This window comes from Microbacterium sp. CGR1, assembly GCF_051062835.1.
Lineage (GTDB): Bacteria > Actinomycetota > Actinomycetes > Actinomycetales > Microbacteriaceae > Microbacterium.
In genome coordinates this window covers 722,636-747,340 of the sequence record NZ_JAOTPG010000001.1, presented here as the reverse complement: position 1 = coordinate 747,340, position 24,705 = coordinate 722,636, and the positions used below count along the sequence as shown (strand labels likewise).

Genomic DNA, 24,705 nt, shown 5'->3' with positions numbered 1-24,705 from the left:
CGCCGCCCACGACGGGCGTCAGCGCGGAACGACGAGCGGTGTGCCCGTATGCGGATCGGGGATGATCGAGCACTCCAGCCCGAACACCTCCTGGACGCGGTCGGATGTCACGATCGAGGACGGGTCGCCGGCGGCGACGATCCGTCCGTCGCGCATCATGATCATGTGATCGGCGAACCGCGCCGCTTGATTGAGATCGTGCAGAACGGCGACGATCGTCCGCCCCTGCTGATGGAGGCCATGGAAGAGCCGCAGCAGGTCGTACTGGTGTGCGATGTCGAGGAAGGTCGTCGGCTCGTCGAGCAGCATGGTCGGCGACTCCTGCGCGAGCAGCATCGCGACCCACACGCGCTGGCGCTGTCCTCCGGAGAGCTCGTCCACGAGCCGTCCGGCGAGCTCCGTGGTTCCGGTGGCGGCGAGTGCTGCTGCCACTGCCGTCTGGTCGTCATGGGACCACTGTCGAAGGATCGTCTGGTGCGGATGACGCCCCCGCGCCACGAGGTCGGAGACGCGGATGCCGTCGGGGGCGATCGATGTCTGCGGCAGCAGGCCGAGGCGTCGGGCGATCTCCTTGGTGGGGAGTTCGGTGATCGCCCGACCGTCCAGCAGCACCTGCCCGGCTCCTGGGCTTCAGGAGCCGGGCGAAGGCGCGCAGCAGAGTCGACTTGCCGCAGGCGTTCGGCCCGACGATGACGGTGAAGCCTCCTGCGGGGATGTCGACGCCGAGGTGCTCCGACACGACACGGCCGTCGTAGCCGATCGTGAGATCGTCGGCGCGCAATCGCGCGATGGTGGTGTCGGTGAGAGTCATCGTCTTCTCGCTTCCTGAATGAGCAGCCAGACCAGGTAGACGCCGCCGAGGCACACGGTGACGATCCCGACGGGGATCTGGGTGGGTGCGAACAGCCGCTGCGCCAGGACGTCGCTGGACACGAGCAGCAGTGCGCCGATCGCCGCCGAGGCGGTGAGGGTCACGCTCGCGGATCCGGTCAGACGTCGGGCTATCTGCGGAGCGGCCAGGGAGATGAACGCGATCGGGCCCGCCATCGCGGTCACTGCGGCGGTGAGGCAGACCCCGAGGATGATCAGGGTCAGCCGCGTGCCGCCGGTGCGGACGCCGAGCGCCGACGCCGTGTCGTCTCCGAGCTCGAGCAGATGCATCCGATCGGCGAACGTGGCCACGGCGATTCCGATCGGGACGATGACGCACGCGGCGATGGCGACCTGTTCGGCGGTGATGACATTGAGCGATCCTGCGCCCCATGCACTGGCGAGCATGGCGATCCGCAGGTCGGCGTTGAGGATGATCCAGGTGTTCACCGAAGCGAGCATGGATGCGACGCCGATGCCCACGATGATGAGGCGGAACCCCGTGAACCCTCGACGGAATGCGAGCAGGTAGACGAGCAGAGCTGTCGCTGCGCCGCCCGCCAGCGCTGCTGCGGCGGTCGACGCGACGCTGATGCCCATGGTGGTGATCACGATGAGCGCACCGGTATAGGCACCGGCGTCGAATCCGATGACGTCTGGGCTTCCCAGCGGATTGCGGGTCAGCGATTGGAAGATCGCGCCGCCGGTGCCGAGTGCGATGCCGAACACCAGTGCGGCGAGCACCCGGGGGAGTCGCCACTCGATGATCACGAGCTCGGCGCGCGGATCGCCGAAGCCGAGGAGAGTCGTGAGAACCTCCCCGGGGGAGAACGGGGCGTCGCCGAGAGTGAGGGCGAAGACCCCCACGGCCACGGCGGCGAGAAGAGCGGCCACCGTGACAATGGTGGCGCGGACCCCGATGCGACGCGAGAAGACATCTGTCCGGGGCGCGAAGATCCGACGACCCGCGTCGACCTCGGTCGATCGAGACAGCAGAGCGGTCACAGTCCGCTCACCTTCTTCCTGCGGACGAGGGCGATGAGCACGGGCGCGCCGATCAGCGCGGTGACCACCGAGACCGGCAGCTCGCCGGTCGGGAGGACCAGGCGACCGACGACATCCGCGGTCAACAGCAGCAGCGGAGCGGCGAAGACGGTGCCCAGGAGGATCCACCCCTGATGCGGTCCGACGAACCAGCGGACGGCGTGCGGCACCATCAGACCGACGAAGGCGATGGGGCCGGCCGCGGCGGTGGCGGCTCCGCAGAGGAGCGTGACCGCGAGGATCGACAGCACCCGGGTGAGCACGACGCGCGAGCCGAGAGCGGTCGCCAGGTCATCGTCCAGCGCCAGGGCGTTGAGCGAGGGCGCGAGAGAGAAGGCGAGCAGGAGTCCGATCAGGAGGAAGGGGAGCACCGCGTAGACATCCGGGGTCAGCGCCGACAGCGATCCTGCATTCCAGGAGCGGATCGAGTCGAAGGCCTTCGGATTCAGCAGTCCGATCGCCGCGACCACGCCGCCCATGACGGCGCCCAGCGCGACGCCGGAGAGCGTCATTCGCATCGGGTCCGGCGCCATGCGGCCAGCCGATCCGATCAGGTAGACGAGCACCGTCGCGATGATCGCTCCCGCGAAGGCGAACCAGATGTAACCGCTCGCGGCGGTGAGCCCGAAGAAGGCCACGCCGATCGTGACCCCGAGGCTGGCGCCCGCGTTGACGCCCAGGATCCCTGGGTCCGCGAGCGGATTGCGGGTGAACCCCTGGATCAGTGCGCCGGCGATCCCGAGAGCGGCGCCGACTGCCAGGCCGATGAGGGTGCGCGGGATGCGCATTCCGTGCACGATCGCGCCGGGATCGCCCGCCCCCGTCGTGAGACCGATCCACACCTCGTCGACGGTGATGCGCTGGGAACCGAGGAAGATGCTGGCGACGCAGGCGATCGCCAATGCGATGGCGAGGACGAGCACGACCAGGCCTCGGCGCGTGGCCGAGACCCGGGTCGCCTGCGCCAGATGACGGACTCTTCGGAGGGCTGTCCGATCAGCGACATCGTCTCTCCGCCTGTCGTCTCGCGGTCGTAGTTAGGTCACCCTAAGTTACCACGTCAGGCGGGGCTGCTCAGCGCGCTGTGAACGACGCTCCGGCGCTGAGCAGCTTCAGTCGGGCGGCGAGCAGTTCGGCATCGAGAGTCGCGCCGGAGATCTGGAACTCGGCGGCGAGCTCCTCGGCGACCGTGGGCGCGCTGATGACGCCGATGAAGTCGACGAGCGCGATCTGATTGCCAGGCGCGGTCGCTGCGGACGCCTCCCTGGTCCACGCCGCGAACTCCTCGGCGGCGGGGTCGGAGAGCGTCACGGCGACGGCGTCGCCGCTCACCTCGACCTCCGCGATGGCGTTTCCGACCAGGCGTGCGGAGGAGGGGAGGAGCAGCTGCGTCAGCATCGCTTCGTCGCAGGCGAGGACGTGCTCTTCGACGGCGATCGGACCGAACCGCAGCGCGTCGCACGGAGGAGTCATCGAACCGTCGCCGAGGTCGGCACCCCCGGTCGCGGGATGCGCGGCGTCCACCGCGTAGAACCCTTCGGCCGCGGGCGCCGAGATGGCGCGCGCGAACGCGTCGATGTCGGCGCTGGAGACATCCGCGCCGAAGGTCACGGTGAGAGCGTCGGCATCCGTCTCGGTGACGTCGACCACCTCGATGCCCGCGTTCTCCCCGTAGAAGGCGAGTGCGGTACGGGCAGCTGCGAGCGTCGTGGAGTCCACCTCGCGCTCTGCCGTGACCTCGATGACGAGTTCGTCGCCGGATTCCGAGCCTGACGCGGGTGCCGACTCGGAGGGTGCCGGGGTGCCCGGAGTCGTCGGCGTGGTCTCGCCGGAGAGCACGCCTCCGATACTGAGCAGGAGCACGATCGCGACCGTCCACACGACACTGAGGATCGCGCCGATCGCGACGGCAGTGGTCGCCACCACCGTCGGAGCGCCGGAGGCCTTCGATCTCACCCGTGCGACGAGCCCGAGGATGAAGCCCGCAAGCGGGAGGATGAAGGCGAGGGCCAGTGCCACGATCGACAGGGTGCTGGATCGTGTGTCCCTGGTCGAGGTGAGCGGGGAGTCGGTCATGGGGGCTCTCTTTCTTCGCGGGGAAGGCGGACGGCGGCCACATGCGGACCCGTGGAGCGGCTCGTGGATACGAGAAAGCCCCGCACAACTCTAGTTATGCGGGGCCTGTGTCTGTGGGCGATACCGGACTCGAACCGATGACCTCTTCCGTGTGAAGGAAGCGCGCTACCAACTGCGCCAATCGCCCATACCCGTGGGGTGCGTCAACCGATACTACCGGACGGTCGGAGGGCCTGCTGACCACCCTGGGAGACACGCGCGAGATTCGCTTCCGGTTTGGACAGTCGGGAATCATCGGCTAATGTTTCATAAGTACCCGGGACAACAACCGGGAACAACGCGGATGTAGCGCAGTTGGTAGCGCACAACCTTGCCAAGGTTGGGGTCGCGAGTTCGAGTCTCGTCATCCGCTCAAGTGCAGGGGCCTTCTTCGGAAGGCCTTCGGCACGTGGGGTCAATCCACACGGTGGCGTGGCCGAGCGGCTAGGCACCGGCCTGCAAAGCCGTTTACACGGGTTCGAATCCCGTCGCCACCTCTCACAAACTGAATAGCCCACTTGGGCGCGATTGGCGCAGCGGTAGCGCGCTTCCCTGACACGGAAGAGGTCACTGGTTCGATCCCAGTATCGCGCACAGACGAAAACCCCTGGTTCTCCAGGGGTTTTTTTGTTGTCCGGCGACTGCGTGCACGTGCTCGGGCACAGATGGAGGGCCGAGCGGAAGCATCCGCTCGGCCCTCCGTCTGCATGCGACGATCAGTCGGCCTGCACGAGAATCTTCGCGCCGGCACCGCCGCGCAGCGAGTGGATGGCGTCGACGACCTGCTCGAGCGCGACCTCCTGCACCCAGCCCGTGGTGTCGTAGACGCCGCGGGACATCGCCTCGATCACGGCGTCGAAGTCCTCGGGAAGGTAGGCGAGCGCACCCGCGATCTCGGTCTCGGCCATGACGAGCTGCGTGGGCAGGAACTCCATGGGGCGCTCGTGGATCGCGACGACGACGACGCGTCCGCCGGGTACGAGGCTGGCGAGCGACGAGGTGACGGCGGGTCCCGCGCCGGCCGCGTCGAACGCGACATCCACGCCGTTCCCGTCGCTCAGCGTCGCGACGGCGGCGGCGAGATCCTCGTTCACAGGGTCGACGACCGTCGCACCGAGTGCGGCGATGATGGCCCGACGGTCTGCGCTCGGCTCTGAGACGAGCACCTTCGCGATCCCGCGCGCCTTGAGAGCGAACCAGACACCGATGCCGATGGGGCCGGCGCCGGCGATCAATGCGGTGCCTCCGGATTCGACGCCGCTGCGGGAGACGGCGTGCCAGGCGACCGACATCGGCTCGACGAGTGCGCCCATGCCCAGGTCGACGTTCTCGGGAAGCACGTGCAGCTTCGTGGCATCCACCGTCGTGAACTCCGCCATTCCGCCGCCGTGCGAGCTCAGCCCATGGAAGCCGATCTTCTGGCAGGCGTTGAACATCCCCCGCAGGCAGGCCGGGCACTCACCGCAGTAGTAGATGGGCCACACGGCGACGCGGTCGCCCACGGAGACGTCGTCGACGCCCTCGCCGAGCTCGACGATCGTGCCGGAGAACTCGTGGCCGAGGATCTGGGGAAGCGTCGACCCGGTGACGGGGTGCGGGTGATCGAAGTCGAGGCCTGCCGCCTCGGGGCTGTAGTACACGTGCAGGTCGGATCCGCAGATGCCGGCGAAGGCGTTCCGCAGCTTCACCTGTCCGGGGCCGGGGGTGGGCTCGGGAACCTCCTCGATCCGGAGGTCCTCCTGGGCGTGGAACTGTGCGGCCTTCATCTTCTTCTCCTCTTCCGGGTGGCTGTCAGCGCAGCCACCATTCCGGTGACGCCGCGAGGATCAGCCTCACGGCACGTTCGATGTCGTCGTCCTCACTGCGCAACCACTCCTCGACGGCTCCCACGGTGCCGGCCGCCGCATAGGCGATGGCGATCCGCATGGCGGCCGCATCGGCGGCGAACTCGGGCGGGATGATCTCGGGGTGCAGCTCTGCCCACAGCACGAGACCCGCGCTGATCGATCTTTCGAGATTGCTGCGCACGGGAGCTGCGAGCAGCGGATGCATCGCGCCGCGATACACGTCCGCTCGCCGATGCACGTGCTCGAGCAGCGCGCGCTCCGCGTCGCCGATCGCATCGGCCCGGGGGAGGACCTCCATCGCCTCGTCGATCTCGGCGGACAGCGCGTCGGCGAGCAGGCCCGTCGGGCTGTCGGCGTGGCGGTAGAAAGTGTCGCGCGTCACACCCGCCTGCAGGCAGATCGCGGATGCCGTCACCTCGGAGATCGGGGTGGGCCCCGCCAGTGTGAGGACTGCCGCGCGAAGGCTCTCGCGCGAACGTCGCGACCGTGCGTCCATGCCTTCGACTCTATCTGACAGTCGTCAGGTAAGTACCGTTCACACATTTCGCACCTGTAACAACTGCACCATTGTCAACAAAGGAAGGTTTCGCATAGGGTCGAATGACATCGCTATCCCACAACGGATCTCGGTGGACTCTGAGGGGGGTCAGTGATGGACGGGGGAGGTGTTCGTCGTGGTTGGCGCAGATCCGCCATCGCCATGACCACCGCCATCGCCGTGATCGCCGCAGGCTTCACCCTCGGCGCCCCGCAGGTCGCAGAGGCCGCCGTCGTGCAGTGGGGAACCAACTCCGGTACCGCCCCGAACTACCAGGCGAACGTCAACGGCGACTTCATCATGGCCGGAAACGGTGTGCTCGCCTGCTCGGCGACGACGGCCACCACGAACGGCACCTGCGCCGATCTGCACGCCGCCTCCAGCACCAACGCGAACAACGTCAACGACAACTTCGTGATGAGCCAGAACAACTCGGTCGCGGGTTTCACCGCGAACTCGAGCAGCGCGACGATGACGATCCCCGCCGGCGCCACGGTCGTGAAGGCGTTCCTCACCTGGAGCGCGAACACCGGTGTCTACACGGGAGACACGCGCCGCCTCTGCGCTCAGTACTCTGCCGCGCGCGGCGTGGCCACCATGCCGTCCGGCAGCGCCACCGGCTACACGTCTCGCGCCATCCAGCTCAAGGTCGCAGGCAGCTCGGTCACCAACGTCGCACCGCAGAGCATGCTCGCCGATCCCGCATCGCAGGCGACGGCGCTGTACTACTCCGCGAGCGCCGATGTGACCGCGGCATTCGCCGCCGTGCCGACCGGATCCGAGATCACGATCTCGGCCGGGAACATCTGGACCCCCACCGGCGCCGGCTGCTACGCGGGCTGGTCGATAAACGTCGTCTACGACTACGGCACCTTCATCCCGGACAACCCCGCATCCGTGCCGCACAACATCATCTACTACGAGGGCCACGTGCGGCAGGGCGCGAACGACGCCGACCTCACCGTCGCGTTCAACGGCTTCACGGCGGTGGCCGCGGGAACGCGCGCCGGATTCACGCTCTTCGAGGGCGATCGGAACATCACCGGCGACACGGCGTCGTACTCGCGTGGAGGTTCGACGCCCTACACCGAGATCGCGAACGCCGCGGGTGCGACCGGCAACATCGGCATCTCGCGGGCGGTGGGATCGGTCAGATACACGGGGACCGCGGGAACGGCGTTCACCAACCAGAACGTCGACGTCGCGACCGTTCCGCTGACCAACGTGATCGCGGGCGATTCGACCGTGAACCTGCGTCTGGGCACCTCGGGTGACTCCTACCTGCTCCGCAACGCGATGCTGTCGGTGCCGACGGCCGGCCTCCAGCTCGTGAAGACGTTCGACGGCACGGTCGACACCCAGTCGCGCACCGCCGGCGAGCTCGCGACCTTCACGATCCGCATCACGAACACCGGCGCCGGAACCCTGCGCAACATCGTGGTGACCGACGACCAGGCCAACTGCGCCCGCAGCCTGGGCGCGCTGACCCTCGCACCGCTTCAGTCGACCACCTACACCTGTACGGCGACGGCACCGTCGGCGACGGGATACGTCTCGACAGCCGAGGCCACGGCGAGGACGGTCGTGGGAGACTTCCTCGCCCAGGACAACGACAGCACGACGGTGCTGCTCAGTGCGATCGCCCTCGCCAAGACGAGCGCGCTCGCTCCCGGCGGCACAGGTCGCGCCGGAGACGTCGTGATCTACTCCTTCACCGTGACGAACACGGGGCAGTCGACGCTCACGGACATCGTCATCAGCGACCCGCTCTCGGGCCTGTCGGCGATCACGTTCGGCACCTGGCCGGGAACCGTCGGAACACTGACGCCCGGCCAGTCGGTCACCGCCACAGCCAACTACACGCTGAAGCAGAGCGATGTGGATGCCGGTTCTGTGGCGAACACGGCGACGGTCAGCGCGGCCGATGATGACGGCGGCATCCGTCCCTCCGGATCGGCGAACCGGGTGACGCCGATCGCCGCCGCCGGCGCCGTCACGGTCACCAAGACCGGAGCGCTCGCGAGCGGGACGACCGGGCGTGTGGGCGATCGCATCAACTACACCTTCACCATCCGCAACACCGGCAACGTGACGCTCGAGAACGCGTCGCTCGTGGATCCGCTGCCGGGTCTGTCTCCACCGGTGGTCACCTGGCCCACAGCGACCGCGCGAGTCATCCCCGTCGGCCAAGCAGCGACCGCGACAGCCTTCTACACGATCACGCAGGCAGATGTCGACGCAGGCAGCGTCCGCAACATCGCCACCGCCACAGCCCGCACCCCGGGCGGCACCACAGTCTCTGGTTCCTCTCCGCAGGTCACCGTCCCCACCATCGCTTCGGCCCCCGGACTCACGACAACGAAGTCGGGATCACTCACCCAGGGCACCGGGGGAGTGGGCAGCACGATCACCTACACCTTCACCGCCCGCAACGCCGGCAACACGACGCTCACGAACGTCGCGATCAGCGATCCGCTCGCTGGCCTCTCGGCTCTCACCTATTCGTGGCCAGGAGTCGCCGGCACTCTCGCTCCGGCACAGTCCGTGACCGCGACGGCCACGTACACCGTGACCCAGGCCGATGTGGATGCCGGCGCGGTGCGCAACACAGCCACCGGCACGGCCCGCACTCTGGCAGGGGCTGTCCTCACGGTTCCGAGCAGCCAGTCGGTCGTCTCGACCGCGGCATCCGCTCCGGCGGTGAACCTCACGAAGACCGGCGCTCTCGCGCCTGGAAGCACGGGCAAGGCGGGTGACGTCGTCACATACTCGTTCCGTCTGGCGAACAGCGGAAACGTCACGCTCACCGAGGTCACGATCACCGACCCGCTGGCGGGACTCTCCGCCCTGGCCTATACGTGGCCGGGCACTGCGGGCACGCTGGCTCCCGGGCAGGCCGTCACCGCGACCGCGACCTACAAGCTGAAGCAGACGGATGTCGACGCAGGATCCGTGGCGAACACCGCGACAGCCTCGGCTCTCCCACCGAGCGGTGCCCGTCTCTCGCAGACGAGGGCGTTCACGTTGCCCGTCACCCCCACCGGCGCGCTGACCGTGCTGAAATCGGGATCCGTCACCACGGGGAACGGCGGGGTCGGCAGCACCGTCACGTACAACTTCTCGGCCACGAACAACGGAAACGTCACACTGACGCAGGTCGCGATCGCTGACCCCCTTCCCGGTCTCTCCGTCATCACGTACACCTGGCCCGGCACGGCGGGAAACCTCGCGCCGGGGCAGACGGTTCAGGGACGCGCGACCTACACCGTGCGTCAGGCGGACGTCGACGCCGGTGCCGTGACGAACACGGCCACAGCGTCCGCGCGCACACCCGGTGGCGCATCGGTGACCGGGACGTCGCCCACGACCAGGGTGAACACGGTGACGGCGGCTCCCGCGAGCACGACGGCGAAGAGCGCCACGGTGTCGGGCACCGCCGCGGTCGGCGACGTCATCACATACACCGTGCGCACCACCAACACCGGGAACGTCACGCTGACGGACGTGGCCGTGACCGACACGCTTGCGGGTCTGTCGGCCTTCACCTACACCTGGCCGGGATCCTCGGGGCGGCTCGCACCCGGGCAGACGGTGACAGCTGTCGCGACCTACACGATCAAACAGGCGGATGTGAATGCGGGGTCGGTGCGCAACGTGGCATCGTCCACAGCCGTCTACGGCACGACGCCCGTCACCAGCACCTCTGGCACCGTCACGACCAACACCGTGGCCGCATCGGCCGGGATCGTGACGACCAAATCGGGCGCCCTGCAGAGCGGATCATCCGGACGCGCGGGCGACACGATCGTCTGGTCGATCACGCTGCGCAACTCCGGCAACGTGACCCTGAACGGTGTCGCTGTCTCCGATTCGCTCCCCGGCATCTCGGCGCCGAGCTACGGTACGTGGCCGAGCGGCACGGCGGGTGTGCTGCAGCCCGGGCAGACCGTCACCGCCACCGCTACCTCTGTCATTTCGCAGACCGACGTCAACTCGGGCGCCGTGAGCAACTCCGCCACCGGCTCCGGCACACCGCCCACGGGTGCTGCGGTCACGAGCACTGCTCCGGCGACGGTGTCCCTCGCCGCAGCTCCGGGTCTCGTGCTCACCAAGACCGGTGCGGTGACCTCGGGCAACGGCTCCGTCGGCAGCACGATCACGTACTCGTTCTCGGCGCGCAACACCGGCAACGTCACCCTCACGGGCGTCGCGATCACCGACCCACATGCGGGCCTGTCGACGATCGCCTACACCTGGCCGGGGACCGCCGGCACGCTCCAGCCCAACCAGACGGTGACCGCGACGGCCACCTACACCGTGCGCCAGTCTGACGTCGACGCGGGCTCGGCCAAGAACACGGCGACTGCGAGCGGCACTCCGCCGACGGGAGCAGCGATCACCGCATCCTCCGGTGAAGTGACGGTCGCGACGATCGCCGCGTCGCCCGGCATCGCGATCACCAAAAGCGCCTCGGGCGGCGGTGGCGGCGTGGGCAGCGTCATCACCTACACCTTCCGCGCCAGCAACACCGGAAACGTCACACTGACGGGCGTCGGCGTCGTCGATCCGCTGGCCGGCCTCGGAACGCTGCAGTATCAGTGGCCTGGAGCATCGGGAACACTCGCACCGGGGCAGACGGTCGTGGCCACCGCGTCGTACACCGTGACGCAGGCCGATGTGAACGCCGGGTCCGTGACGAACACCGCCTCGGTGACAGGAACCGGCGGAGGCGCGACCGCGACGGCGTCTTCCGGGGCTGTGACCACGCAGACAGCCACGAGCGCCCCCGCAGTCTCGGTCACCAAGACCGGAACGCTGGCGGGAAGCGGCGCTGCGGGCGACACCATCACGTATGCCTTCACCGTGCGCAACTCGGGCAATGTCACCCTCACAGGGGTCTCGCTCGTCGACCCGCTGATCGGCGCGGCAGCCGTGCCGCTGTCCGGCTGGCCTGCGGTCGCCGGCACGCTCCAGCCGGGCCAGAGCGTCACAGGCACCGCCACCTATACGGTCAAGCAGTCCGATGTGGATGCGGGTGCGGTGGCGAACACCGCGACAGCCACGGGCGCACCGCCGCGCGGCGCCGCGGTGACCGGGACCGCTCCCTCCACGGTGCGGATCGCTGCGGTGCCGTCTATCGCCGTGCAGAAGACCGGTTCCGTCACCGCCGGCTCCGGCGAGGTCGGCAGCACGGTGACGTTCGCGTTCACCATCCGCAACTCCGGGAACGTCACGCTCAGCGGGATCACGCTCACCGACACCCTTGCGGGCCTCAGCGCCCCGACGATCACCTGGCCCGGGTCTCCGAACATCCTGACCCCGGGGCAGACGGCGACGGGAACGGCGACGTATACCGTGAGGCAGGCCGACGTCGACGCCGGATCCGTGCGCAACACGGCGAGCGTCAGCGGTCGACCGCCGACGGGTGCCGTGGTGAGCGCGACATCGACCGAGGCCGTGGTGCCGACGACGGCGCCCTCTCCGGCGCTGACCGTGGCGAAGACGGCGGACACGGCGGCAGGGAACCGGGTGGGCGACGTCGTCACCTACACGATCACAGCGACCAACAGCGGCAACCAGACCCTGACCGGCGTGACGCTGAGCGATCCGCTCCCGGGGCTCTCCGCGCTCTCGGTCACGTGGCCGGGGGCGAACGGTGTGCTCGCGCCAGGGCAGACCGCGACCGCTCGCGCCACCTACGTCATCACCCAGGCCGATGTGAACTCGGGATCGATCCGCAACCGCGCGTCCGCCGCGGGCACGGCGCCGGGTGGCGTCGCGGTCAGCTCCTCGTCCGCCGACGTCGTGACAGCGACGGCGACCGCCGCACCGCGGCTGACTCTCGACAAGACCGCGAGCCTCGCGCCGGGCGCGACGGGTCGAGCAGGGGACGTCGTCACATACAGCTTCACGGTGCGCAACGCCGGCAACGTCACGCTGACCGGTGTCGGCATCGCTGATGCGCTGCCAGGACTCTCGACCATCGCCTACACGGGCTGGCCCGGTGCCACGGGCACTCTGCAGCCGGGGCAGAGCGTCACGGCGACCGCGACGAGGGCGCTCACGCAATCGGATGTCGATGCCGGCTCCGTCGCCAACACCGCGACCGCCACAGGCACGCCGCCGAGTGGTGACGCGGTGCAGGCGACGGCCGCTGCGACCCTGCCCCTGATCGCCGGCCCGCTCCTCACACTCGGCAAGACCGGTGTGTACACCCAGGGGAACGGCGCTGTCGGCAGCGTCATCACCTACACGTTCACAGCCCGGAACGCCGGAAACGTCACACTGACCGGCGTCGCGATCAGCGACCCGCACGTGGGCCTCAGCCCGATCGCCCTCACGTGGCCCGGCGCGACGGGAACCCTCGCGCCGGGCGCCCAGGTCGTCGGCACGGCGACGTACACGGTGACGCAGGCCGACGTCGACGCGGGCACCGTGCGCAACACCGCACGGGTGAACGGAACGCCTCCCAGCGGTCCCGCCGTCGGCGCCGACTCCCCGACGGTCTCCCTCGCGACCGTCGCCGCGGGCCCCGCGCTGACGACGACGAAGTCGGCATCCGTCGGCGGAACCGGTGCGGTGGGCGACGTCGTCGACTACACGGTGCGCGTGACCAACACGGGTAACGTGACGCTCCGGGGCGTCACGGTGAACGACCCGATGACGGGCCTGACGCCGTTCGCGTACACATGGCCCGGTGAGGCGGGAGCACTCGCACCCGGTACCCAGGTCGTCGCCCGGGCGAGCCACACGATCACGCAGGCGGATGTCGACGCGGGGTCGATCGTCAACGTCGCCACCGGAAGCGGCTCGTCGCCGAACGGCACACCGGTGAGCGCGGCATCGAGCACCGTCACGACTCCGACAGCCGCAGGAGATCCGCGGCTCCAGGTGGTCAAGTCCGGCACGCTCCCCGCAGGCGCCACGGGGGTGGCAGGGGAGACCATCACGTGGACGGTGTCGATCCGGAACACCGGAAACGTGACGCTCTCGGGCATCAGCGCCACCGACTCGCTCCCGGGGATCAGCGATCTCACCTACGGAACGTGGCCGTCGGGCATCGCGGGCGTGCTCGCACCGGATGAAGCGGTGACGGCGACGGCGTCCTCCACGGTGCGTCAGACCGACGTCGATGCGGGAGCCGTGTCGAATGCGGCGACGGCGGCAGGCACTCCTTCCCGAGGTCAGGCCACCTCGGCGGTGGGCTCGGCGACGGTTCCGCTGACGTCGGCACCTGCGCTCACGATCCAGAAGGCCGGCGCCTACACCGCCGGCACCGGGTCGGTCGGCGACACGATCACCTACTCGTACACCGTGCGCAACGCCGGGAACGTGACGCTCACCGGCGTCGCGGTGAGCGACCCCCACAGCGGACTCTCCGCGATCACCTACGGCACCTGGGCATCGGGCACGCCAGGGACCCTCGCGCCGAACCAGACGATCACCGCGTCGGCGACCTACCAGGTGCGTCAGAGCGATGTGAACGCGGGCTCCATCACCGATGTGGCGACCGCATCCGGGCGTCCGCCGACGGGCGCCGCCGTGTCGGCGACCTCGCAGACCGTGGTGCTCGGCACAGCGACTCCTGCTCCGGCGATCTTGACGACGAAGACCGCATCGGTCGGGGGCTCCGGACAGCTCGGCGACCTCATCACCTACACGCTCCGCGCGACCAACTCGGGCAACGTCACCCTCACGGGAGTCGCTCTGTCCGATCCCGCTCCAGGGCTGAGCACCTTGGCCTACGGGCCGTGGCCGGGCGCCAGCGGCACCCTTCAGCCGGGCGAGTCCGTCACAGCGACCGCGACGCACCGCATCACTCAGGCCGATCTCGATGCGGGGTCGGTGTCGAACACGGCGACGTCGACGGGCACGCCCCCGACGGGCCCGGCGGTGACGGATCCGTCCGACACCGTCGTGACCGCGACGGCGACCCAGACCCCCGACATCGAGGTGACAAAGACAGGCACCCTCGCCGGCGGGTCGACGGCTCGGGCGGGAGACGCGGTCGCCTACTCGTTCTCGCTGCGCAACACCGGCAACGTCACGCTCACCGGCGTCGCGCTCACCGACCTCGAGCCCGGAGTCTCTGCGCTCGTCTACTCGTGGCCGGGGGCGGAGGGCATCCTCGCGCCCAACCAGGTCGTCACAGCGACGGCGACGTACACGCTCACGCAGGCCGACATCGACGCCGGCGGCGTCGACAATGTCGTGAGTGGCTCGGGCACCGCGCCGGGTGGCGCGACGATCACCGAGAACGACGACGTCACCGTCCCGCTGGCTCCTGTGGGTTCCATAGACGTGTCGAAGACCGGAACGGTGCTCGGCGACGGAGTGGGCGACGGCGAAGCGGGCGATCAGATCCGCTTCGACTTCGTGGTCGTCAACACCGGCAACGTCACTCTCACGGATGTCGAGCTCGCCGACAGCATCCCCGGTCTCGTCCCGACCATCACCTGGCCGGATGCCGACGCGGCCGGTGTCCTCGCTCCGGGCGCCACTGCCACGGCCACGGCCGTCTACGAGATCACCCAGGCCGACGTGAACAGCGGATCCGTGCCGAACTCCGTGACCGCGTCGGGTGCGCCGCCGACCGGGGCCGTCGTGACCGCCACCGATTCCGTCGAGGTCGCGACGGGAGCGCAGCGTTCCGAGCTCCGGCTCAGCAAGTCCGGCACGACCCTGCCGAACGAGGCGGGACTCGGCGACGACATCACTTACACGTTCGTACTCAGCAACACCGGAAACGTCACCGTCACCGGGGTCGTCATCGCGGATCCGCTGGTCGGCCTGTCCGCCATCGTTCCGGACTGGCCCGGCACCGACGGCGTGCTCGATCCCGGTCAGAGCGTGACCGCCACCGCGACACTCGAGATCACCCAGGCGCACATCGACGCCGGGCGTGTGCTGAACACCGCGACGGCGTCGGGGACCGCGCCTGCGGGCGCCGTCTCGACGACCTCGCCGCAGAGCATCGTGCCTGTGGAGGCTGCCGCGCCGTCCGCCGCGGTCACGAACAGCGGCTCGCTCCCGCCCGGGTCCGCGGCCGGGTCGACGGTGACCTGGACCTACACGCTCAAGAACACCGGCAACGTGACCCTGAGCGGTTCTGCGCTGTCTGACGCTCTCGCGGGCACGACGTCACCCGTCTACCAGTGGGACGGCCCGGTGGGCGTCCTCGCCCCGGGGGCGACGGTGACCGCGACAGCGACGACCGTGCTGACCCGGGCCGACGTCGATGCCGGCTCGATCATCAGCCTCGTCACCGCGCGAGGATCCGCGCCATCCGGAGCGGTCGTCACCGCGACCGCGCCGGCCACTGTCACCATCGCCTCTACTGCGGGGCTGACGCTGGACAAGTCCGCATCCCAGACCGAGGACCTGGCCGTCGGCGACCTCGTGACGTTCACGTTCGACATCACGAATGCGGGCACGGCGACGATCGACGCCATCGCGCTGAGCGACCCGCTGCCCGGTCTGTCGGCGATCACGTTCGGTCCCTGGCCCGCGGCATCGGGCATCCTCGCACCGGGTGCCACCGTGAGGGCATCGGCGCAGTACACCGTCACCCAGGCGGACGTGGATGCCGGGGGCATCCGCAACACCGCGACGGCGACGGGACTCACCCCGGCCGACGTCGCCGTCTCCGCATCCGACATCGCGACGCTCGCCACAGAGACGAGGGCCCCCGCGATCGAGCTGGTGAAGACCGACGACCTCGCCGGCGACGGCGTGCTCGGCGACTCGATCGCGTACTCGTTCACGGTGCGCAACGCCGGGAACACGACGCTCACCGACATCGCGATCGCCGATGATCTCGAGGGCATCTCCGGCCTCGTCTTCGGAACGTGGCCGAGCGGGGAGACCGGACGCCTCGCTCCCGGTCAGGTGGTGACGGCCACAGCGCAGTACACGATCGGCCAGGCCGACGTCGATGCCGGCGAGGTCGTCAACACCGCCGCCGCGACCGGAACAGCCCCGAACGCGGTCGATGTCTCATCGACCGAAGCCGAGGTCACGACCGAGCTCGCTGCGGCGCGTCCCGCGCTGACGGCGACCAAGCGGGGCACGCTCGCCGCCGGCTCGACCGGCCGGGCGGGAGACACCGTCGAGTTCCGCTTCTCGGTCGTCAACACGGGTGACGTCACGGTCAGCGAGGTCGCCTTCGACGACGCACTCACCGGACTGAGTCCTCTGGCGATCACCTGGCCGGATGCGGCGCGACCGGGCATCCTCGTTCCCGGCGCCGAGGCGACTGCGACCGCGACGTACGTTCTGCTGCAGTCCGACGTGGACGCGGGTGCGGTGTCGAACGCCGTCACCGTGACGGGTACGCCGGTGCGAGGGACACTCGCGCCTGCGCCTGCCGCCGCGACCGTTCCGATCACCCCCGGTGCAGCGCTGTCTGCGGTGAAGACGGGTGTGCTCGCTGCGGGGGACATCGGCGCGGTCGGCGACACGGTGGAGTATGCGGTGGTGGTCACGAACGCGGGCAACGTGACGGTCACCGGTGGTGTGCTGGTCGACCCGATGGAGGGTCTGTACGACGTGTCGATCGTGTGGCCGAACCCTGCGGTCCCTGGCCGTGTGGGTGTGGGTGAGCAGGCCGTCGGTCGGGGGAAGTACGACCTGACGCAGGCGGATGTGGATGCGGGGTTTGTGGAGAATACGGCGTCGGTGGCGGCGTTCGCTCCTGGTGGGGTGCGGGTGTCGGCGGATACGAACACGGTGCGGGTGAGCACGGTGTTGCCTGCTGCGGGGTTGTCGGTGTCGAAGTCGGGTGTGGCGTCGGGATCGGGTGCGGTGGGCGATGTGGTGTCGTATGAGTTCGGGGTGACGAACACGGGCAATGTGACGGTGTCGGGTGTGGTGCTCTCTGATGCGGTTCCTGGTGTGGTGTTGTCGGGTGTGGTGTGGCCGGATGCGGGGGCTCCTGGGGTGATCGCTCCGGGGGAGACGGCGACGGCGACCGGGTCGTATGTGATCGTGCAGGCGGATGTGGATGCGGGTCGTGTGGTGAACACGGCGTCGGCGTCGGGTGTGCCGGCGCGGAGTGAGCCGATCACGGTGGTGTCGCCGGAGAGTGTGGTGGCGACGGTCGCTGCGGCTCCGGCGGTGTCGGTGACCGACAGTGGGGCGTTGGCTCCGGGGGCGACGGGCCGGGCCGGTGATGTCGTGACCTGGTCGTATGTCCTCACGAACGACGGCAACGTGACTCTGACCGGCGCCGCCCTCGCAGACGCCCTGCCCGGTGCATCCGCGCCTGCGTACACCTGGACGACCCCGGTCGGGATCCTCGGCCCTGGTCAGTCGGTCACCGCGACTGCGACCTATGTCCTGACCCAGGCGGATGTCGACGCGGGCAGCGTCACCAGCCTCGTCACCGGAACCGGCACACCCTCCAACGGCGGAGCACCGGTCTCGGCGACCACTCCGGCGACCGTGCCGATCGTGAGCTCTGCGCAGCTCGTCGTCACGAAGGACGACGCGGCGACCGGCGGCAGCGTCGGCGACACGATCGACTACTCCTTCACGATCGAGAACCGCGGCAATGTCACGCTCTCGGGCGTGGTCCTGTCCGACACTCTCGCCGGGCTCAGCACGCCGACGATCACCTGGCCGACGACGAATCGCGTGCTGGCTCCGGGCGAGGTCGCCACGGCCACGGCGACCTACGTCATCACCCAGAGCGATGTCGACGCCGGCAGCGTCTCGAACACCGCCACGGCGAACGCCTCCGTTCCCGGCGGAGCGCCGATCTCGGCATCCTCCGACGAGGTCGTGACACCGCTCGACGCCTCAGCCCCCGCGGTCGTCACGACGAAGTCCGCGGTCATCGCGAACGGCGCAGGCGGAGCGGTCGGAGATGTCATCGAGTACACCGTCACCGTCCGCAACTCCGGAAACGTGACGCTGAACGACGTCGGCATCGTCGACGAGCTCGACGATCTCTCAGACATCTCGGTCGTGTGGCCCGGCGTCGCGGGCATTCTCACGCCGGAGCAGACGCTGGTCGGCACCGCGCGATACGTGATCACCCAGGCCGACGTCGACCGCGGCTCGGTGTCGAACATCGCAGAGGGCTCGGGCACAGATCCCGCCGGCACCATCGTCGACGACCCCTCGGACCAGGTCGTGGTGCCCACCGTCACGGCGAGCCCTGACGCGACCGTCACGAAGAGCGGAGTGCTCGAGCCGGGCGCGACCGGTCGTGCAGGCGACACGGTGCAGTACTCGTTCCGCATCGCGAACACGGGCAACGTCACACTGTCGGCGGTCACCCTCGACGACGCGCTCGTCGGCCTCTCGGACATCGCGGTCACCTGGCCCGGAGCAGACGGCGTTCTCGCGCCCGGTGCGACAGCCGACGCCACAGCCGAGTACGAACTCACCCAGGCCGATGTCGACCGAGGGCGTGTGGACAACACGGTCACTCTGACGGCATCCGCTCCCGGTGGGGCGACGCTCAACCGCACGGCCTCCGCGACCGTGCCGATCACGGAGGCTGCGGAACTCACGACGGTGAAGAGCGGACAGCTGCTCGAGCCGGGCATCGGAGCGGTCGGCGACGTCATCGAGTACCGTCTCGTGGTGACCAACACGGGCAACGTGACGGTGCAGGACGGCCGTCTCATCGATCGCCTCGCCGGTCTCTCGCTTCCCGAGATCGCCTGGCCCGGTCCTGAGGGCGAGCTCCTCGTCGGCGACACCGTGGTCGGCGTCGCGCGGTACACGCTGACCCAGGCCGACATCGACCGAGGGTTCGTGCGCAACGTGGCCGGCGTCGAGGCGGTCACCGAGCAGGGGACGATCGTCGTCGCCGACTCCAACCCGGTCGTGATCAACACCGTGCAGCCCGCCGCTGCTCTGACGGTCGTGAAGGACGGCGTCGTCGACGGCGACGGCGGTGCGGGTGGGGCCGTCGACTACACCTTCCGCATCACGAACGCCGGAAACGTGACCGTCAGCGCGATCACGCTCGCCGACCCGATGCCGGGACTCAGCGTGCCGCAGATCAGCTGGCCGGGTGCCGAGGGCGTGCTCGCACCAGGACAGACGGCGATCGCGACGGCTGACTACACGATCACTCAGACCGATGTGGATGCCGGATCGATCGCCAACGCCGCGACGGCGAGCGGAAGCTCGCGCGGTGGTCCCGTCACGAGCCCCGCAGGCATCGAGACCGTGGACACGCAGGGAATCCAGGCCTCGATCGTGGTGGACAAGACCGCGGCACTCGATCCCGATGCCACCGGTGTCGCCGGTGACGTCGTTACGTGGAGCTACTCGCTGCAGAACACGAGCAACGTCACGCTCACAGGCGTCGCACTGACCGAACGCCTCAGCGGTTCCACGGCCCCCACGTACACGTGGCCCGACCCTGCTCGCCCGGGAGTGCTGCTCCCCGGCCAGACCGTGACGGCCGTCTCGACCTATGAACTCACCCAGGCCGACATCGATCGCGGTGGCGTCTCGAGCGCCGTCGACGGCGTCGGCACCCCGCCGCGTGGCGCTGATGTCACCGGCACCTCCACTGCTTCGGTCCAGATCACCGCACGACCAGGCATCGCTGCGACGAAGTCCGGACTCGTCGACGGTGCCGGTGATGTCGGCGACCGGATCGACTACACGTTCGGCATCACGAACACGGGCAACGTCACCCTGACGCTCGTCGACCTGGTGGACGCGCTGGTCGGCGTGAGCTCGCCGACCTTCGACTGGCCCGGTGAGCCCGGAATCCTGCTCCCGGGTGAGACCGTCGACGCCACCGCCGAGTACACGATCACCCAGGCGGACGTGGATCGCGGTTCGGTCACGAACATCGCCACAGCGAGCGGCAAGCCGCCGGTGGGCGACACGATCACGGCCAGCACTCCGCCGACGAACACGAGCGTCGCCGCAGCGACCCCCGAGCTCCTCACCGGCAAGACGGCCGCCGTTCGCGGAGACGGCGCGGTCGGCGACATCATCGACTACGCCTTCACGATCGAGAACACCGGTAACGTCACGGTGTCCGCGATCACGCTGACGGACCCGCTCCCGGGGCTCGCCGTCCCGGCTGTGCGGTGGCCCGGCGAGCCCGGAGTTCTCGCTCCGGGTGAGATCGCGACGGCGGTCGCCAGTTATGCGATCGTCCAGGCTGATGTGGATGCCGGCGAGGTGGTCAACACTGCGACCGCTGCAGGATCCGCGTCGAACGGCGCCGCCGTGCAGGACGCCTCCGACCGGATCAGCACGCCGACGGTCGCTGCCGATGCCGGGATCACGATCGACAAGACCGGAGCACTGGCACCGGGCTCCACCGGACAGGTGGGCGACGTCGTGCAGTTCGGCTTCACGATCGCGAACAGCGGCAACCAGACGCTGAGCGGTGTCGAGCTCTCCGACGCACTTCCCGGACTCAGCGCCATCGATGTGGTCTGGCCGAGCGACGATCCCGCAGCGGCGGGCGTCCTCCCCGTCGGCTCCGCAGCGCGCGGCACCGCGTCATACGCGCTCACCCAGGCGGATATCGATGCAGGGTCGGTCGCGAACGCGGTCGAGGTGGTCGCGACCACACCGGCCGGCACCCCGGTCGACGCCGCGGATGCCGCGACGGTCACCGTTCCTCGGACTCCCGCGCTGTCTGCGGTGAAGACGGGTGTGCTCGCCGCGGGGGACATCGGTGAGGTGGGCGACACTGTCGAGTACGCGGTGGTGGTCACGAACACGGGCAACGTGACGGTCACCGGTGGTGTGCTGGTCGACCCGATGGTGGGTCTGTACGACGTGTCGATCGTGTGGCCGAACCCTGCCGCGCCCGGGCGTGTGGGTGTCGGCGAGCAGGCCATCGGTCGGGGCAAGTACGACCTGACGCAGGCGGATGTGGATGCGGGGTTTGTGGAGAATACGGCGTCGGTGGCGGCGTTCGCTCCTGGTGGGGTGCGGGTGTCGGCGGATACGAACACGGTGCGGGTGAGCACGGTGTTGCCTGTTGCGGGGTTGTCGGTGTCGAAGTCGGGTGTGGCGTCGGGATCGGGTGCGGTGGGCGATGTGGTGTCGTATGAGTTCGGGGTGACGAACACGGGCAATGTGACGGTGTCGGGTGTGGTGCTCTCTGATGCGGTTCCTGGTGTGGTGTTGTCGGGTGTGGTGTGGCCGGATGCGGGGGCTCCTGGGGTGATCGCTCCGGGGGAGACGGCGACGGCGACCGGGTCGTATGTGATCGTGCAGGCGGATGTGGATGCGGGTCGTGTGGTGAACACGGCGTCGGCGTCGGGTGTGCCGGCGCGGAGTGAGCCGATCACGGTGGTGTCGCCGGAGAGTGTGGTGGCGACGGTCGCTGCGGCTCCGGCGGTGTCGGTGTCTGATTCGGGTGCGTTGGCGCCGGGGGCGACGGGCCGGGCCGGTGATGTCGTGACCTGGTCGTATGTCCTCACGAACGACGGCAACGTGACTCTGACCGGCGCCGCCCTCGCAGACGCCCTGCCCGGTGCATCCGCGCCTGCGTATGTGTGGCAGGGTGCGGAGGGTGTCCTCGTGCCGGGTCAGTCGGTCACCGCGACTGCGACCTATGTCCTGACCCAGGCGGATGTCGACGCGGGCAGCGTCACCAGCCTCGTCACCGGAACCGGCACACCGCCGACCGGCGCTCGCGCCGCGGCCACCACTCCGGCGACGGTCTCGCTCGTCGCCGCTCCCGATCTCGTGTTCACGAAGACGGGTGGACTGGATGCCGCTGGCGCGAACAGCGCAGGCGACGGCGTGACCTTCGACTTCCGCATCGAGAACACCGGCACCGTGACGCTCTCGGGCGTGGCGATCACGGATGAGCTCGTCGGCATCGGACCGATCACGGTCGACTGGCCGGCTGCCGCAGGAGTGCTCGCACCCGGGCAGATCGCACGCGGCACGGCGCCGTACGACATCAGCCAGGAGGACGTCGATCGGGGGTCCGTGCAGAACACGGCGTCCGTCCGCGGCACGACTCCGGCAGGCGAGGTGCTCTCGATCCGCTCGACGATCGAGCCCATCCCGACGGCCGCGCACGCTCCGTCTATCCAGACGGTCAAGGGCGGCTCGTACGTCAGCGGCACGGGCGGTGTCGGCAGCATCATCGAGTACACGTTCGACATCACGAACACCGGAAACGTGACGCTGCGCCTCATCCGCCTGCAGGACGACCTGGAGGGTCTGGGCACCCCGCAGATCGAGTTCCCGTCGGCCACCGGCATCCTTCCGCCCGGAGGAACCGCGACCGGCGTTGCCCGATACACGGTTACCCAGGATGACGTCGATGCCGGCTCGATCACGAACGTCGCGACGTCCTTCGGAACCTCTCCGCGTGGAGTCGTCGTCTCCGACAGCTCCGCCCCGTTCACGATCGCCACGGATACCCCGACGAATCCTGACCAGGCGATCCGCGCGACACAGTCCGCCGCACTCGCCGCCGGAGATGTCGGCGTGCTCGGAGACTCGGTCGAGTACACCTTCACGATCCAGAACACCGGCAACACGACACTCAACGGGGTGACTCTCAGCAACACGGTTCCGGGCCTCACAGGCTTCGTCTACACCTGGCCGGATGCGGCGAATCCGGGGCGTCTGCTGCCCGGACAGACAGTGACGATCACGGCATCGCATCAGATCACTCAGGCCGATGTGGATGCGGGCACCGTCCGCAACACGGCGTCGGGGACCGGTACGCCCCCGACGGGTGCCGACGTCAGCAGTCGGACCCCGATGACGATCGTGCCGTTGGTGGGAGGCACCGGATCGCTCGACGTCTCGAAGGTCGGAACGCGCCTCGGAGACGGCGGCGTCGGCACCGAGATCAGGTACGACTTCGCCATCACCAACACGGGCACGTTCTCGCTCTCCTCCGTCGCGCTCAGCGACTCGCTCGAGGGGCTGTCGGACATCTCTTACGGCGCATGGCCCGGAGCGGCCGGAAACCTCGCGCCGGGAGGATCCGTCACCGCGACGGCGACGTACACGCTGCAGCAGTCGGACATCGACGCGGGTGAGGTGCGGAACACCGCGTCGGCCGGTGGGCTGACGCCCGGTGGTGACTCGGTGACGGCCGATTCCCCGGAGTCGATCGTCACGACCGCCGCTCCGGTTCCGGCGGTCGACATCGAGAAGACGCAGACGCTCGCACCGGGCGCCACCGGTCGCCCCGGCGACGTCGTCGAGTACATGTTCACGTTCAGCAACACCGGCAACACCACCCTCCGCGGTGTCACGCTCGCCGATGGCCAGGCAGGGCTCACCGGGCTCGGCATCGCATGGCCGGGCGAGATCGGTGTGCTGGCTCCCGGGCAGTCGGCGACCGCGACCGCGAGCTACGCCCTGACCCAGGCGGACGTCGACGCCGGCGGGATCACATCGGTGGCCGTCACCACCGGAGACGCGGGCGGCATGATCGTGCGCGACGAGTCCGTCGGCGAGACGCTCATCGCGGCGGCACCCGCTCTCGCTCTCGACAAGACGGCCGAGCTCACTGGTGCAGCGCAGCAGGGCGGAATCATCCGCTACGTCGTGTCGGTGACCAACACCGGCAACGTCACGCTGTCGGATGTCGCGGTCACGGACGACCTCGCCGGACTCGGCGCTCCGACCGTCACCTGGCCGGGCACACCCGGTGTCCTGGCAGCCGGTCAGAGCGCGACCGTGACCGCCGACTACGTGATCACGGCTGCGGATGTCGTGCGCCAGCACGTCGAGAACACCGCCTCCGTGGTGGGCACCGCTCCCGACGGCTCGACGGTCGACGCATCCGACTCCGTGCGCGTGGAGGTGCCAGACGCCCCGAGCATCAGTCTCGGCATGAGCATCTCGGTCAAGGATGGCCAGCAGGGCTTCGCAGGCGACACGCTCGTCTTCCGCTACACCGCGACCAACACCGGGACGACGACTCTCACCGGCGTGCGCATCACCGACCCGTACCCGGGGCTCTCGGCGATCACCTACGTGTGGCCGGGGGAGCCCGGCGTGCTGCTTCCCGGCCAGAGCGTCACAGCGACCGCGACTGTGATCATCACCCCGGCGATGGAGGGCACCGTGGTGACCTCCCGTGCCGTGGTGACGAGCGTCGAGGCGGAGTCCGGCGTGCAGGTGCTCGATGTCGCCTCCGACGCGGTGAACCTTCCGCAGCCGACGCCGGTGGGTCTCCTGCCCTTCACCGGTGGCGGCGACCCGCTGCCCCTGGTCGGCGGCTCCGCACTGCTGCTGCTCGCCGGCCTCGTGCTGATGCTCGCCGCACGCCGTCGTCGCTCGATGCGATCCCAGAACCTCTCCTCGTAGCAATCC

6 protein-coding genes, 4 tRNA genes and 1 pseudogene are annotated in these 24,705 nt (G+C 69.2%); 4 read left to right on the top strand and 7 right to left on the bottom strand.

Annotation, left to right across the window (positions count from 1 at the left end):
- Positions 1-18 precede the first annotated feature (18 nt).
- From OD997_RS03590 to OD997_RS03570, 5 genes and pseudogenes are all read right to left on the bottom strand, one after another.
- Positions 19-811, bottom strand: a pseudogene (locus tag OD997_RS03590) (ABC transporter ATP-binding protein).
- Positions 808-1,875 (bottom strand): FecCD family ABC transporter permease, encoded by a 1,068-nt coding sequence (locus OD997_RS03585; protein ID WP_434330374.1) that lies wholly within the window; start codon positions 1,873-1,875, stop codon positions 808-810. The pseudogene OD997_RS03590 and the gene OD997_RS03585 overlap by 4 nt, the downstream one beginning before the upstream one ends.
- The gene (locus OD997_RS03580; RefSeq protein ID WP_434330373.1) at positions 1,872-2,837 is read right to left on the bottom strand and encodes an iron chelate uptake ABC transporter family permease subunit; all 966 of its coding nucleotides are present in this window, start codon (positions 2,835-2,837) and stop codon (positions 1,872-1,874) included. The genes OD997_RS03585 and OD997_RS03580 overlap by 4 nt, the downstream gene beginning before the upstream one ends.
- Before the next feature lie 151 nt (positions 2,838-2,988).
- The gene (locus OD997_RS03575) at positions 2,989-3,990 is read right to left on the bottom strand and encodes a SecDF P1 head subdomain-containing protein (protein ID WP_434330372.1); all 1,002 of its coding nucleotides are present in this window, start codon (positions 3,988-3,990) and stop codon (positions 2,989-2,991) included.
- Positions 3,991-4,104: 114 nt separating this feature from the next.
- Positions 4,105-4,177, bottom strand: a tRNA-Val gene (locus OD997_RS03570).
- A gap of 152 nt (positions 4,178-4,329) precedes the next feature.
- On the opposite strand from OD997_RS03570, the gene OD997_RS03565 reads away from it, so the two are divergent.
- The 3 genes from OD997_RS03565 (at position 4,330) to OD997_RS03555 (ending at position 4,623) form a co-directional block, all read left to right on the top strand.
- A tRNA-Gly gene (locus OD997_RS03565) sits at positions 4,330-4,402 on the top strand.
- A 53-nt stretch (positions 4,403-4,455) separates the two neighbouring features.
- Positions 4,456-4,526, top strand: a tRNA-Cys gene (locus OD997_RS03560).
- Between the two features lie 25 nt (positions 4,527-4,551).
- Positions 4,552-4,623: transfer RNA gene (locus OD997_RS03555), tRNA-Val, on the top strand.
- 122 nt (positions 4,624-4,745) lie between these two features.
- Here the strand turns inward: OD997_RS03555 and OD997_RS03550 are convergent.
- Together OD997_RS03550 and OD997_RS03545 are read right to left on the bottom strand one after the other, a co-directional pair.
- Positions 4,746-5,795, bottom strand: a complete 1,050-nt coding sequence (locus OD997_RS03550; protein ID WP_434330371.1) for a 2,3-butanediol dehydrogenase — start codon at positions 5,793-5,795, stop codon at positions 4,746-4,748.
- A 25-nt stretch (positions 5,796-5,820) separates the two neighbouring features.
- Complete coding sequence (locus tag OD997_RS03545) at positions 5,821-6,372, bottom strand: hypothetical protein (RefSeq protein WP_434330370.1); 552 nt, start codon at positions 6,370-6,372, stop codon at positions 5,821-5,823.
- A 204-nt stretch (positions 6,373-6,576) separates the two neighbouring features.
- Here OD997_RS03545 and OD997_RS03540 point away from each other — a divergent pair, with 204 nt between their 5' ends.
- Positions 6,577-24,699, top strand: a complete 18,123-nt coding sequence (locus tag OD997_RS03540; RefSeq protein WP_434330369.1) for a DUF7507 domain-containing protein — start codon at positions 6,577-6,579, stop codon at positions 24,697-24,699.
- The last annotated feature ends 6 nt before the right edge of the window (positions 24,700-24,705 follow it).